This window comes from Paenibacillus sp. FSL H8-0259, assembly GCF_037963255.1.
Classification (GTDB): domain Bacteria; phylum Bacillota; class Bacilli; order Paenibacillales; family Paenibacillaceae; genus Paenibacillus_AQ; species Paenibacillus_AQ phytohabitans.
Genome location: NZ_CP150147.1, coordinates 7,472,262 through 7,485,270, shown reverse-complemented (window position 1 = coordinate 7,485,270; position 13,009 = coordinate 7,472,262). Strand labels below are relative to the sequence as shown.

The window sequence follows — 13,009 nt, the reverse complement described above, 5'->3', positions numbered from 1 at the left end:
CTGTTCAAATGGCAAAGGCAAAGTTTGAACGTAACAAACCGCACGTTAACATTGGTACTATTGGTCACGTCGACCATGGTAAAACAACTCTGACTGCTGCAATCACTACTGTATTGTCCAAAAAATACGGTGGCGCTGCTGTAGCATTCGACCAAATCGATAAGGCTCCTGAAGAACGCGAACGTGGTATCACTATCTCCACTGCTCACGTTGAATATGAAACTCCTAATCGTCACTACGCTCACGTAGACTGCCCTGGACACGCCGACTATGTTAAAAACATGATCACTGGCGCAGCGCAAATGGACGGAGCTATCCTGGTTGTATCCGCAGCTGATGGCCCTATGCCACAGACTCGTGAACACATCCTGCTGTCCCGTCAAGTAGGCGTTCCTTACATCGTTGTATTCTTGAACAAATGCGACATGGTTGAAGACGAAGAGTTGCTTGAACTGGTTGAAATGGAAGTTCGCGACCTGCTGAGCGAATACGACTTCCCAGGCGATGATACTCCAATCATCCGTGGATCTGCTCGTGAAGCTCTACAGAACCCTGAAGGCGAATATGCACAGAAGATCGTTGAAATGTTCGAAACGATCGACACATACATCCCGCTTCCAGAACGTCAGACTGACAAACCATTCTTGATGCCTGTCGAAGATGTATTCTCCATCACTGGCCGCGGTACTGTGGCAACTGGTCGCGTAGAACGCGGAACAGTAAAAGTCGGAGAAGAAATCGAAATCGTTGGTATTCATGAAGAAAAGAAAAAATCCGTTGTTACAGGCGTTGAAATGTTCCGTAAATTGCTCGATTCCGCACAAGCGGGCGACAACATCGGCGCATTGCTGCGTGGTGTAGACCGTAACATGATCGAGCGCGGCCAAGTATTGGCTAAGCCGAACTCCGTTAACCCACACACAGAGTTCACTGCTCAGATCTACGTTCTGACTAAAGAAGAAGGCGGACGTCACAAACCATTCTTCACTGGTTACCGTCCACAGTTCTACTTCCGTACAACTGACGTAACTGGCATCATCAACTTGCCAGAAGGTACTGAAATGGTTATGCCTGGTGACAACATCACTGTAACTGTTTCCCTGATCTCCCCAATCGCTATTGAAGAAGGTACTAAATTCTCCATTCGCGAAGGCGGACGTACAGTTGGTGCCGGTTCCGTAGCTTCCATCCAGAAATAATTCGTCTCTATCCGTTAGGATAGATCCGGAATATAAGTCAGGGCCCCTTCATTATGAAGGGGCCCTGTTTTTATTGCTGGCTGTAGGGTCTAGATTTCTTTGGCATAGGCCGGACTCGGCAGCTTGGACAGAACAACATGCAGACTGGAAGGGGATGAGCTGTCATTGGTGTAGGCAAAAGATTCATCTCCGGCGATATAGATAGTCTCTCCTTCAATAAGGGGCTGCTCCGCTTCATTTACATGAATGGTTCCATCTCCTTTTAAAGCAAGAATATATACATCCGCTCCAGGATGCTTATGAACAGGCAATTTTTGACCCGGCATGAAATTAAGCACGAATACAACACTTTCACCTTGCTGGAAGAGGATTTTCTTTGTAAAACGTTCCTCCTGATACTGCAGCACGTCAACTAAACTTTTCTTTTCCATTAGATAATCCCTGCTTTCATAATTAAAAATTTTTTATCTCGTTCTCATCCATTAAAGCTTTACTTCGTATTCGCAGTGCTCATGACCGGTAACGTTGCATTTGATCTCTTTAACAGAGACCTTACGGCCAAGAATCTTGCCGAGTGCCCCTTCAAGAATCGCTCCCTCTAAATCACATACCATTTTTTCATCTTCAAGTGAAGGAAGCCCTTTGCAAAAACAGTCCTCCACAGCAATATTGATCCTACGTTCATCAGAATGAACAATCCGCGGAATACCGATTTTGAGCTCCTCAAACATTTGTAGAAGATCTTCAACAGAACTGACAGGCAGACTTTCACCAATCTTTCTGCCAATGGTAAGCGTAGTCCCTTTTCCTCCCAGAGGAAGCCCCTGGTTGAGTCCAATCAGACGTATGGTACGAAACAACTCAAGGGGTACCGTATTACCAAGGGTACTCCTATCAATCTGACGCATATCCTCAAATGAATATTGCAGCAATTACTCCAACTCCTTTACTCTCTCTATGATTCTATTGTAAGGATAAGCCGGTGAAGAATCCTTGATACAAATCAAGTTTTTGAGAATTATGTGTTTCCAGTCACCCGCCGGAATCCGGAATCTTGATATGTTAGAGTCAGCTATAAGGAAGGGTGAAGGATCATGAGCTGTACTACCTGCAATTCGCATGCCTGTGTACGTCAGGTTCCTGTGTTTCGGAGCTTGTCTGATGAGGAATTAGTGATGATTGAATCGATTACAGAGACCCATAACTATAAAAAAGGAAGTCAAGTGTGCAGAGAAGGGGAGCCGTCTGAAGCATTGTTTGTAGTAAAGAGCGGTCTCATCAAGCTGACTCAGAACAGTAAGGATGGAAAACAGCATATTGTCCGTTTTCTTTTCCCGGGCGATTATTTCGGCCAGTTTGCCTTACTCCATAATAAGAATAATGATGTAACGGCAGAGGTGATTGAGAGCGGAGAGGTATGCCGGATGCACCGCAAAGACTTTATTCCCTTGCTGGAGCAGAATGCAGGGCTTGCCTTTAGCTTCCTGATGTCTGTTAGCGAGCAGCTGCATCAGGCCGAGGAGGCTGCAGGGGCATTGCACATGTTTGAGGTAGAGAAGAGACTGGCCAGGCTGTTGGTATACCTGTATACAAGGAATCTTGCAGAATCGGCAGTGACTGCACATGCCTTAGCACAATCCGTAGATTTGCCGTCAGCCCAAAAAGAGGTAGCAGCCATGATTGGAACTACCGCAGAAACTCTAAGCCGTAAACTGAATAAACTGGAAGCTTTGAAGATTATCGCCATGCATAAAAGAACCGTAAATATTCTTGAGCTGGAAGCTCTTATTCAGATTGCAGAAATCTGAGATTGAAATCCTATTATTCGACAAAATGTGACTAATTACAGTGCTGTACATGCGTATTTTCAACATAATTCTACAAAATAATACTTAAAATTCTTTACATCTAATCTATTGATAGAGTAGAATATTTCTATATAGACAATGTAAATTATTAGGATTTTAGGGAGTGTGGAAGTATGGGGAAATGTCCTTTTTCATTTATGCATGGTCTGACTTCAAAGAACACCAATGAGGAATCTCCCGCCGCTCCATCAACGGACAGCAAGAGCTTTGCACCCACTGCCACAGAGATGTATCATACCCTTGACGGGCATGATGATTTGAATGAGCAAATGCGAATGATTGATTTAACTGAGGAAGATCTAAGACTCCTGCGCTTGATGAAACCGGTTGTAGAACAGAGAATCGACGATATCACTAATCAATTCTATAATACGGTTCTTGGAGTTAACAAACTTGAAGCAATCATTCTGGAACACAGCAGTATTGAACGGCTCAAAAAGACTTTGCGCGAGCATATCATCGAGATTTTTGATGGTAATGTTAACGAGGAGTACATAGCCAAGCGGCTAAAAATTGCGAATATTCATAAGAGGATTGGCCTGGAGCCTAAATGGTATCTCTCCGCTTTTCAGAATCTGCAGAATGTATTCATTACGGCTATCTATAATGAGACGCATACAGATGTCGAGAGGATCAAATTGGTCCAGACCGTAACCAAATTGCTTAATCTGGAACAACAGCTGGTCCTTGAGGAATATGAGAAGGAGAACATTAGGGAAAAGGAAGAACAGTATCTGCTGGTTAAGAACGAATTGAAACACAAGATAGCTGAATTCAGCGGAGAACTGATAGACCTTAGTATAGATACTAACGCCGCTGTGGAGCAGCTGGTGGCGAGCAGCAATGAAGTCAACAATACATTCCAGCGCACTGCCGCCTCCGCTCTGGAGTCACAGGGGAAGGCCAGGGAGGGACATGGACAGCTTAACAACCTTACGGGTCAGATTAATCTTATATATGATAGTACTAATGAGATGGAGCGTTCAGTAAATGAACTGAGCAGTTCATCACAGAAGATCCGTAAAATTGTGGCGGCTGTCCAGGATATTGCTGACCAGACCAAGATTCTGTCATTGAATGCAACGATCGAGGCTGCAAGGGCGGGAGACCACGGGCGGGGATTCAGTGTTGTAGCGCAGGAGGTAAGCAGACTTGCAGAGGATACCAAGAACACGGTGGTCCGGATCGGTGAACTGACCCTTCAGTCCAGCTCGCTAACATCGCAGGTTGTTGGGGAGATCCGTAAAGTTCAGGAGTTGACAGAGAGTGGCAAACACCAGTCCCTCGAGACTAGCAGGCTCTTCAGCGATATTGTAGACTCGATGCAGACGAGTACCCAGAGAATTGTTACGGTAGAGGAAGAGATTAAGGTGCTCATTCAGACCATTGAAGGTATTGGGTCAGCAACTGCGCAGACAGCAGCTTCGGCAGGACAATTCAAATCTGCAACGGATAATTTATAGAAGGAACCTTATATATAGAAGAAAAACGTCATATTGCAGCTCGTACGGTACCATTCTGAACAAGAAAGGTACCTTTTCTATTTTTTTCGGAAAAAGTTGATTTGTTTTTGCAAATCCCCTTGCAATATAGCCGCCTATTATATATAATAATAAATGTTGTTCTGAGACGTTGCGATGATGTGAGAGGTTACTGACACACCCGGCCCCTTTGCCATGAGGTCGACGTCAGAAAATTTTCACGGAGTATGTCCGATAATAAATTGGGCGATAGAAGGAGGGACTAAAATGGCAAAGCAAAAAATTCGTATTCGCTTGAAAGCATACGACCACAGAATTCTTGATCAATCCGCAGAGAAAATCGTTGAAACAGCAAAACGTTCGGGTGCTGGTGTATCCGGGCCGATCCCGCTGCCAACTGAGAAGCAAATCATTACTATTCTCCGTGCGGTACACAAGTACAAGGATTCCCGTGAACAGTTTGAACAACGGACTCACAAACGTTTGATCGATATTGTGAACCCAACACCACAAACTGTGGATGCCTTGATGCGCTTGGATCTACCGTCCGGTGTAGATATCGAAATCAAATTGTAATTTCATTATTAAGCAACTAGGAAAAGAAAAGAGGTGTCAACATTGAAAGGTATCTTAGGAAAAAAACTCGGTATGACTCAAGTGTTTACTCCAGAAGGTAACGTAATCGCGGTTTCTGTTATCGAAGCTGGCCCTTGTGTGGTACTGCAAAAGAAAGACCTGAATATCGACGGATATGAAGCAGTGCAGTTGGGCTTTTCCGATAAAAAGGAAAGTCGCTCCAACAAGCCTGAACAAGGTCACGCCAAAAAGGCAAACGCAACACCTAAGCGCTACGTTCGCGAAATTCGCGGTGTTGACCTCGGGTCACTCGAGGTTGGACAAGAGCTTAAGGCTGACATCTTCGCAGAAGGCGAATTTGTTGACGTAACAGGTACTTCGAAGGGTAAAGGCTTCCAGGGTAACATCAAACGCTGGGGACAAAGCCGCGGACCAATGGCACACGGATCGCGCTACCACAGAAGACCAGGCTCCATGGGTTCCATTCAAGCTAACCGTGTTCCTAAGGGCAAACGCCTGCCAGGACATATGGGTCACACGACTGTAACGGTTCAAAAGCTTGAGATCATCCGAGTTGACGTAGAACGTAATGTATTGCTGGTTAAAGGCGCGATTCCGGGCCCTAAAAACAGCTTCGTGAAAGTTAAACAAACCGTTAAGAAATAATTTCTGAAGAAAGGAGGAACATGAAATGCCAAAAGTAACACTTTTTAATACTAGTGGTAACGAAGTTGGCGAAGTTGAACTGAGTGATTCAGTTTTCGGTATCGAACCGAATGTACATGTGCTGCATGAAGCTGCACTTATGCAAAGAGCTTCCCTTCGTCGTGGTACACACAAAGTAAAAGGACGTTCTGAAGTACGTGGCGGCGGACGTAAGCCTTGGAAACAAAAAGGTACAGGTCGTGCTCGTCAAGGCTCCATTCGTTCACCACAATGGAAAGGCGGCGGCGTAGTCTTCGGACCAACACCACGCAGCTATTCCTGGAAATTGCCTAAGAAGGTTCGCCGGTTGGCCATCAAATCCGCGTTGTCCTCAAAAGTACTTGAGAATGACATCATCGTATTGGATAGCTTGACTATGAGTGCTCCGAAGACGAAAGAATTCGCAGCTATTCTGAACAACCTGAAGGTTGGTACAAAAGCATTGATCGTAGCTCCTAGCTATGATGACAATGTAGCACTTTCCGCTCGTAACATCCCTGGGGTGAAATTCGTAGCGGCTGACGGCATCAATGTTCTTGACGTACTGACGTACGACAAACTGATTATCACTAAAGAAGCAGTTCTGAAGGTAGAGGAGGTGTTCGCGTAATGAAAGATCCGCGTGATATTATCAAGCGTCCGGTGATTACGGAACGCACATCCGAATACATGAGCGAATTGAAATACGCTTTTGAAGTGGATATCCGTTCTAACAAGACCGAAATCAAAAAAGCTGTTGAAGCTATTTTTAAAGTTAAAGTTGTTAGTGTGAACACAATGCGCGTACCTGGCAAACTGAAACGTTACGGCAAATATTCCGGTTACACTCCGGAGTGGAAAAAAGCCATCGTTAAGCTTAGCCCGGACAGCAAACCGCTCGAATTCTTTGAAGCGGTAGAATAATACTCTTAAAGTAAGGAGGAAACTATAGTGCCAATCAAAAAGTACAAACCGACCTCTCCGGCAAGACGCAACATGTCTGTGTCTACGTTTGAAGAAATCACAACAAACCAGCCAGAGAAATCGTTGCTTTCTCCGCTGTTCAAACATGCGGGACGCAACAACCAAGGTAAAATTACGGTTCGTCACCACGGCGGCGGACACAAGCGTAAATACCGTATCATCGACTTCAAACGGACTAAAGACGGCATACCAGGTAGCGTTGCTACAATCGAGTATGACCCGAACCGTACTTCCAATATTGCTTTGATCCACTATGCTGATGGAGAGAAACGTTATATTATCGCTCCTAAAGGCCTTAAAGTTGGGGATAAAGTTGAGTCCGGCCCTGCTGCGGACATCAAAATTGGTAACAGCCTTCCGCTAATCAACATCCCGGTAGGTACAATTATCCACAACATCGAGTTGAAACCAGGTAAAGGCGGACAATTGGTTCGTGCTGCTGGTACTGAAGCTCAGTTGCTGGGTAAAGAAGAAAAATACGTATCCGTTCGTTTGAACTCCGGCGAAGTTCGCAGAATCCTCAGCGTATGCCGCGCAACCATCGGATCCGTAGGTAACGAAGATCATGAATTGATCAAGATTGGTAAAGCCGGACGCAGCCGCTGGCTCGGACGTCGTCCTGAAGTTCGCGGTGTTGTCATGAACCCTAACGATCACCCACACGGTGGTGGTGAAGGCCGTGCTCCAATCGGACGTAAATCGCCAATGTCACCTTGGGGTAAACCAACCCTCGGCTACAAAACGCGTAAGAAAAACAAAGCATCTGATAAATATATCGTTCGTCGCCGCACAAAATAAGACGCTTCTGGCAAGTTAGGCTAGCGCGAAGCGTCGATTCGCGGTTTGAAGAACCGGATGAAGGGAGGATTCACACATGGGTCGCAGTTTAAAGAAGGGGCCGTTTATTGATGGCTACCTGCTGAAAAAAGTTGAGGATTTGAACGAGGCAGATAAGAAAGTTGTAGTTAAAACTTGGTCCCGTCGCTCAACCATTTTCCCTCAGTTTATCGGACATACGTTTGGTGTATATGACGGCCGCAAACACGTGCCTGTATACGTAACAGAAGATATGGTAGGTCACAAGTTGGGCGAGTTCGCGCCAACACGTACTTACAAAGGCCACGCGGGTGACGATAAGAAAACCAGAAGATAATTAACGTCTTCGTTTGAGAGGAGGGAAAACAATGGAAGCAAAAGCACATGCAAGATCGGTGCGGATTTCCGCTCGTAAAGCGAAACTGGTTGTTGACTTGATTCGCGGCAAGCAAGTGGGGGAAGCAATTGCAATTCTTCGCCACACTCCGAAATCCGCTTCTCCGGTTGTTGAGAAGCTACTGAACTCGGCGATTGCGAACGCTGAGCATAACTACTCTTTGGACGTGAACAGCTTGTTCGTAAGCGAAGTTTTCGTTAACCAGGGTCCAACTATGAAACGTTTCCGTCCGCGCGCCATGGGCCGCGCAAGCCGGATTAACAAACGTACCAGCCACATTACTTTGGTGGTATCTGAGAAATAAGGAGGGATAACACGTGGGTCAAAAGGTAAATCCAGTCGGACTCCGAGTCGGTATTATTCGCGATTGGGAATCTAAATGGTATGCAGGCAAAGATTTCGGTACTCTTTTAATGGAAGACGTCAAAATCCGGGAATACCTTAAAGGCAAGTTGAAGGATTCCGCTGTTTCCCGCATTGAAATCGAAAGAGCGGCAAGCCGCGTGAACGTTACAATTCACACTGCTAAACCTGGTATGGTAATTGGTAAAGGCGGAGCAGAAGTAGAAGTACTTCGCAGCGCAGTTACAACTATCGCCGGTGGCAAAAAAGTACACATCAACATCAACGAAATTAAACACCCTGAACTGGATGCAATTCTGGTTGCAGAAAGCATTGCACAACAATTGGAACGTCGCGTATCGTTCCGTCGTGCACTGAAACAAGCTATTCAGAGAACTATGCGTTCCGGCGCAAAGGGAATTAAAACTCAAGTAGGCGGACGTCTTGGCGGCGCTGAGATTGCCCGTTCAGAAGGTTATAGCGAAGGAACAGTTCCACTTCATACGCTTCGTGCTGATATCGATTACGGAACAGCTGAAGCACATACAACTTACGGCCTGATCGGCGTAAAAGTATGGATCTACCGTGGAGAAGTTCTTCCCCCAGCTAAGAAACAAGCTGCTCAGGAAGGAGGCAACTAATCATGTTGGTACCAAAACGCGTTAAACACCGCAAGCAACAACGCGGTCACATGAAGGGTATGGCAAAAGGCGGTACAGAATTGAACTTCGGCGAATATGGTTTGCAGGCTCTGGAACCATCGTGGATCACTAACCGTCAGATCGAAGCTGCCCGTATCGCAATGACTCGTTACATCAAACGTGGCGGTCAGGTATGGATCAAGATTTTCCCAGATAAGCCTATTACTCAGAAGCCTCTCGAGGTTCGTATGGGTAGTGGTAAAGGTAACGTTGAGAAGTGGGTAGCCGTAGTTAAACCGGGCAAGATTATGTTCGAACTCGGAGGCGTGTCGGAAGAAATCGCTCGTGAAGCGATGCGTCTTGCCGCTCACAAGCTGCCTGTAAAGACTAAGTTTGTGAAACGTGAAGAATTGGGTGGTGAAGCAAATGAAAGCTAATGAACTTCGCAACTTAACCACTGCCGAGATTGAACAAAAGATCGCTGGATTCAAAGAGGAACTTTTCAATCTCCGTTTTCAATTGGCAACTGGCCAACTGGATAACCCGACTCGGATTCGTGACGTGCGCAAGGAAATAGCTCGTGCTAAAACCGTTATCCATCAAAGAGTACTTGGGATCAGTTAAGTGACCGCGGATTCTTAATCCGTAATCAGGAAGGAGGCTAACTATGAGCGAAGAACGTAATGCACGTAAAGTGCTGACCGGTAAAGTAGTCAGTGATAAAATGGATAAAACCATCGTAATTGCTGTTGAAACCTATAAAAAGCACAATCTGTATCACAAACGCATCAAGTCCACGAAGAAATTCAAGGCACATGATGAAGAGAATGTAGCTAAAATTGGTGATGTCGTGAAAGTCATGGAAACTCGTCCATTGTCCAAAGACAAACGGTGGAGACTGGTTGAAGTGGTAGAAAAAGCGGTAATCATCTAATACGAAGCTGAACCCTTTCCGGAAGGAGGAAATTAATAATGATTCAACCATTTACACGTTTGCATGTGGCTGACAACTCTGGTGCGAAGGAACTGATGTGTATCCGCGTACTAGGTGGTACTGGACGCCGTACAGCAGCAATCGGCGATTTGATCGTTTGTTCCGTTAAACAAGCAACACCAGGCGGCGTTGTCAAAAAGGGTGATGTTGTTAAAGCGGTAGTTGTTCGTACGAAACGTTCTGTACGCCGTAAAGATGGATCTTACATCGCATTCGACGAAAACGCAGCTGTTGTTGTAAAAGACGACAGAAGCCCGCGCGGAACACGTATCTTCGGACCAGTTGCTCGCGAACTTCGCGACAAGGACTACATGAAGATCGTTTCCTTGGCACCGGAAGTAATCTAATAAATCGAGCCGGTCTCGGTTTTAATTGAAAAGGTCAGTTATAGGAGGTGTAATAAATGCCTAGAGTGAAAAAAGTTCTGGAATCCCATAACAATAAACTGCACGTGAAGAAAGATGATGTGGTACTTGTGATCAGCGGGAAAGACAAAGGTAAAAAAGGCCGTGTCATCGCTGCTTATCCTCGTGAAAACCGCGTCCTGGTAGAAGGCGTGAACATGGTGAAAAAACACCAGAAGCCGAACCAGTTGAATCCACAGGGTGGAATCATCGAGCAAGAAGCTTCGATTCATGTGTCCAACGTAATGCACATCGATCCGAAGAGCGGTAAAGTAACACGTATTGGCTACAAAGTGCTCGATAACGGTAAGAAGGTTCGGGTAGCAAAACGATCCGGAGAGATTATCGACTAATACAGTCCTAAAGAAAGGAGGTAAATCTTCATGGCAGCAAGAATGAAAGAACGTTTTCTGAATGAAATTACACCTGCTCTGATGCAGAAGTTTAACTATACTACTGTTATGCAAGTGCCTAAGATCGAGAAGATCGTCATCAACATGGGTGTGGGTGACGCTGTTCAAAACTCCAAAGTACTTGATGCTGCAGTAAATGATATGCAATTGATCACTGGTCAAAAGCCAGTTATCACTAAAGCAAAGAAATCCATCGCCGGTTTTAAACTGCGCGAGAATATGCCGATCGGGGTTAAAGTAACACTGCGCGGCGAGCGTATGTATTACTTCCTGGATAAATTGATCAACGTAACGCTTCCACGCGTACGTGACTTCCGTGGTATTTCCAACAAAGCCTTTGATGGCCGTGGTAACTACACACTGGGTCTTAAAGAGCAATTGATCTTCCCGGAAATCGAATATGACAAAGTGGATAAAGTCCGCGGTATGGACATCGTTATTGTAACGACTGCAAAGACGGACGAGGAATCCCGTGAGCTGCTGAATCAGCTGGGAATGCCTTTCACAAAATAAGAATCATCCATTTCTCCGAAAATGTTTAGGAGGTGTCAGTCTAAGTGGCAAAGACTTCAATGAAAGTTAAACAACAACGCGAGCCTAAGTTCAAAGTACGTGCATATACACGTTGCGAGCGTTGCGGTCGTCCACATTCGGTATTGCAAAAGTTCAAAATTTGCAGAATTTGTTTCCGTGAATTAGCTTATAAAGGCCAGATTCCTGGCGTGAAAAAAGCAAGTTGGTAAGAAGTTTATAAACGGGAAGGAGGTTTACACACATGACTATGTCTGATCCTATTGCAGATATGCTTACTCGTATTCGTAACGCCAACACTGTGCGTCACGAGACAGTAGAAATGCCTGCTTCTACTATGAAGAAACAAATCGCGGACATCTTGAAACGTGAAGGTTTCATCCGTGATGCTGAATTCGTTGAAGATAGCAAACAAGGGATTATCCGTATTTTCTTGAAATACGGCCCGAACCAGGAACGCGTTATCTCTGGTCTGAAAAGAATCAGTAAACCAGGTCTTCGCGTTTACACGAAGAGCAATGAAGTGCCTCGTGTACTCGGTGGTCTGGGAATCGCGATTATCTCCACATCTAAGGGAGTTATGACCGACAAAGAAGCTCGTCAATCAAAATCCGGCGGAGAAGTTGTCTGCTACATTTGGTAATAAACGTCACAAGATAAGGAGGTGCAACACATGTCTCGTATTGGTCGCAAACCAATCGCAGTACCTAGCGGTGTAGATGTCACTTTGGACAACGCCGTTATTACAGTAAAAGGTCCTAAAGGCACTTTGACTCGTGAGCTTCATAAAGACATGAAGATTACAGTTGAAAATAACGAAATCACTGTTGTTCGCCCGTCGGACAACAAATTGCATCGTTCACTTCACGGCACAACCCGCTCCGTTGTCAACAACATGGTGAGTGGTGTGACTGAAGGTTTCTCGAAATCTCTGGAGCTGGTTGGGGTCGGATATCGTGCAAGCAAATCCGGAGATAAAATCGTACTTAACGTTGGTTACTCCCACCCGGTTGAAATTACACCGGAAGCAGGTATCGAGTTCGATGTTCCTGCGAACACGAAGATCATCGTTAGAGGTATCGATAAAGAACGCGTAGGCGCTTATGCTGCCAAAATCCGTTCCGTACGTGAACCAGAACCGTACAAAGGTAAAGGTATCAAATATGAAGGCGAGCGTATCATCCGCAAGGAAGGTAAAGCTGGTAAGAAGAAATAACCAGCTCTACCTTAATTGTAAGATACCCCGTGCATCTTAAAGTGAAGCTGTTTACGGCAAACTGAAGGGAGTGAAAGGGAAGTCATGATTACAAAAGAGGATAAAAACAAGGCTCGTCTCAAAAGACACCTGCGTGTTCGTAAGAAGATCCAGGGTACTACTGAGCGTCCACGTTTGAACGTATTCCGTTCTTCGAAACACATCTACGCTCAATTGATCGATGACGTGACAGGCGCTACTATCGTATCCGCCTCCACACTGGATAAAGAATTGAGTGCTACAATCGGAAATGGCGGCAGCGTTGAAGCTGCAGGCAAAGTGGGTCAATTGATCGCTGAGCGCGCTAAAGAAAAAGGTTATGCAGTGGTTGTATTTGACCGCGGTGGATACTTGTACCATGGACGGATTCAGGCTTTGGCTAACGCAGCACGCGAAGCTGGTCTTGAATTCTAGAATATTTCTT

Annotated in this window: 23 protein-coding genes; 21 read left to right on the top strand and 2 right to left on the bottom strand. The window is 45.5% G+C overall.

Annotation, left to right across the window (positions count from 1 at the left end; genetic code table 11):
- Positions 1-8: 8 nt before the first annotated feature.
- Positions 9-1,199 carry an elongation factor Tu gene (gene tuf / locus NSU01_RS32225; protein ID WP_039298612.1) on the top strand — a complete coding sequence of 397 codons (1,191 nt, stop codon included), beginning with the start codon at positions 9-11 and terminating at the stop codon, positions 1,197-1,199.
- An 89-nt stretch (positions 1,200-1,288) separates the two neighbouring features.
- Here tuf and NSU01_RS32220 read toward each other — a convergent pair whose 3' ends face one another.
- Complete coding sequence (locus NSU01_RS32220; protein ID WP_042140136.1) at positions 1,289-1,630, bottom strand: cupin domain-containing protein; 342 nt, start codon at positions 1,628-1,630, stop codon at positions 1,289-1,291.
- A 51-nt stretch (positions 1,631-1,681) separates the two neighbouring features.
- Entirely contained in the window at positions 1,682-2,131 is a 450-nt protein-coding gene (locus tag NSU01_RS32215; RefSeq protein ID WP_231575237.1) for a V4R domain-containing protein, read from the bottom strand.
- A gap of 243 nt (positions 2,132-2,374) precedes the next feature.
- Here NSU01_RS32215 and NSU01_RS32210 point away from each other — a divergent pair, with 243 nt between their 5' ends.
- The 20 genes from NSU01_RS32210 (at position 2,375) to rplR (ending at position 12,999) form a co-directional block, all read left to right on the top strand.
- Entirely contained in the window at positions 2,375-3,007 is a 633-nt protein-coding gene (locus NSU01_RS32210) for a Crp/Fnr family transcriptional regulator (RefSeq protein ID WP_052422125.1), read from the top strand.
- Between the two features lie 173 nt (positions 3,008-3,180).
- A complete protein-coding gene (locus NSU01_RS32205) occupies positions 3,181-4,530 on the top strand; it encodes a globin-coupled sensor protein (protein ID WP_076248525.1) in 1,350 nt (449 codons plus the stop codon).
- A gap of 285 nt (positions 4,531-4,815) precedes the next feature.
- Positions 4,816-5,124, top strand: coding sequence for a 30S ribosomal protein S10 (gene rpsJ / locus NSU01_RS32200; RefSeq protein ID WP_017692074.1), 309 nt, complete (start codon positions 4,816-4,818; stop codon positions 5,122-5,124).
- Between the two features lie 42 nt (positions 5,125-5,166).
- Positions 5,167-5,790 (top strand): 50S ribosomal protein L3, encoded by a 624-nt coding sequence (gene rplC, locus NSU01_RS32195; protein ID WP_036721840.1) that lies wholly within the window; start codon positions 5,167-5,169, stop codon positions 5,788-5,790.
- 25 nt (positions 5,791-5,815) lie between these two features.
- Positions 5,816-6,439, top strand: coding sequence for a 50S ribosomal protein L4 (rplD, locus tag NSU01_RS32190; RefSeq protein WP_039298632.1), 624 nt, complete (start codon positions 5,816-5,818; stop codon positions 6,437-6,439).
- Positions 6,439-6,732: a 50S ribosomal protein L23 gene (rplW, locus tag NSU01_RS32185; RefSeq protein ID WP_039298634.1), complete on the top strand. Its 294-nt coding sequence runs from the start codon at positions 6,439-6,441 to the stop codon at positions 6,730-6,732. The genes rplD and rplW overlap by 1 nt, the downstream gene beginning before the upstream one ends.
- Positions 6,733-6,759: 27 nt before the next feature.
- The gene (gene rplB, locus NSU01_RS32180; RefSeq protein ID WP_039298637.1) at positions 6,760-7,590 is read left to right on the top strand and encodes a 50S ribosomal protein L2; all 831 of its coding nucleotides are present in this window, start codon (positions 6,760-6,762) and stop codon (positions 7,588-7,590) included.
- 76 nt (positions 7,591-7,666) lie between these two features.
- Positions 7,667-7,945 carry a 30S ribosomal protein S19 gene (gene rpsS, locus NSU01_RS32175; RefSeq protein WP_039298640.1) on the top strand — a complete coding sequence of 93 codons (279 nt, stop codon included), beginning with the start codon at positions 7,667-7,669 and terminating at the stop codon, positions 7,943-7,945.
- A 31-nt stretch (positions 7,946-7,976) separates the two neighbouring features.
- Positions 7,977-8,309 carry a 50S ribosomal protein L22 gene (gene rplV, locus NSU01_RS32170; protein ID WP_036680546.1) on the top strand — a complete coding sequence of 111 codons (333 nt, stop codon included), beginning with the start codon at positions 7,977-7,979 and terminating at the stop codon, positions 8,307-8,309.
- A 13-nt stretch (positions 8,310-8,322) separates the two neighbouring features.
- Positions 8,323-8,988, top strand: a complete 666-nt coding sequence (gene rpsC / locus NSU01_RS32165; RefSeq protein WP_039298645.1) for a 30S ribosomal protein S3 — start codon at positions 8,323-8,325, stop codon at positions 8,986-8,988.
- Positions 8,989-8,990: 2 nt separating this feature from the next.
- Positions 8,991-9,425 carry a 50S ribosomal protein L16 gene (gene rplP / locus NSU01_RS32160; RefSeq protein WP_039298647.1) on the top strand — a complete coding sequence of 145 codons (435 nt, stop codon included), beginning with the start codon at positions 8,991-8,993 and terminating at the stop codon, positions 9,423-9,425.
- A complete protein-coding gene (rpmC, locus tag NSU01_RS32155; protein ID WP_019908232.1) occupies positions 9,415-9,612 on the top strand; it encodes a 50S ribosomal protein L29 in 198 nt (65 codons plus the stop codon). The genes rplP and rpmC overlap by 11 nt, the downstream gene beginning before the upstream one ends.
- Before the next feature lie 43 nt (positions 9,613-9,655).
- Positions 9,656-9,922 (top strand): 30S ribosomal protein S17, encoded by a 267-nt coding sequence (gene rpsQ, locus NSU01_RS32150; RefSeq protein WP_039298654.1) that lies wholly within the window; start codon positions 9,656-9,658, stop codon positions 9,920-9,922.
- Between the two features lie 38 nt (positions 9,923-9,960).
- A complete protein-coding gene (gene rplN / locus NSU01_RS32145) occupies positions 9,961-10,329 on the top strand; it encodes a 50S ribosomal protein L14 (RefSeq protein ID WP_019908234.1) in 369 nt (122 codons plus the stop codon).
- 56 nt (positions 10,330-10,385) lie between these two features.
- Positions 10,386-10,739, top strand: a complete 354-nt coding sequence (gene rplX, locus NSU01_RS32140; protein ID WP_019908235.1) for a 50S ribosomal protein L24 — start codon at positions 10,386-10,388, stop codon at positions 10,737-10,739.
- 30 nt (positions 10,740-10,769) lie between these two features.
- The gene (rplE, locus tag NSU01_RS32135) at positions 10,770-11,312 is read left to right on the top strand and encodes a 50S ribosomal protein L5 (protein ID WP_039298657.1); all 543 of its coding nucleotides are present in this window, start codon (positions 10,770-10,772) and stop codon (positions 11,310-11,312) included.
- A gap of 44 nt (positions 11,313-11,356) precedes the next feature.
- On the top strand, positions 11,357-11,542 hold the full coding sequence (locus tag NSU01_RS32130; protein WP_036589425.1) for a type Z 30S ribosomal protein S14: 186 nt from the start codon (positions 11,357-11,359) through the stop codon (positions 11,540-11,542).
- Between the two features lie 32 nt (positions 11,543-11,574).
- Positions 11,575-11,973, top strand: a complete 399-nt coding sequence (gene rpsH, locus NSU01_RS32125; RefSeq protein ID WP_019908239.1) for a 30S ribosomal protein S8 — start codon at positions 11,575-11,577, stop codon at positions 11,971-11,973.
- 30 nt (positions 11,974-12,003) lie between these two features.
- The gene (rplF, locus tag NSU01_RS32120; RefSeq protein ID WP_036721827.1) at positions 12,004-12,546 is read left to right on the top strand and encodes a 50S ribosomal protein L6; all 543 of its coding nucleotides are present in this window, start codon (positions 12,004-12,006) and stop codon (positions 12,544-12,546) included.
- Positions 12,547-12,630: 84 nt separating this feature from the next.
- Positions 12,631-12,999, top strand: coding sequence for a 50S ribosomal protein L18 (gene rplR / locus NSU01_RS32115; RefSeq protein ID WP_042140134.1), 369 nt, complete (start codon positions 12,631-12,633; stop codon positions 12,997-12,999).
- Positions 13,000-13,009: the final 10 nt, after the last annotated feature.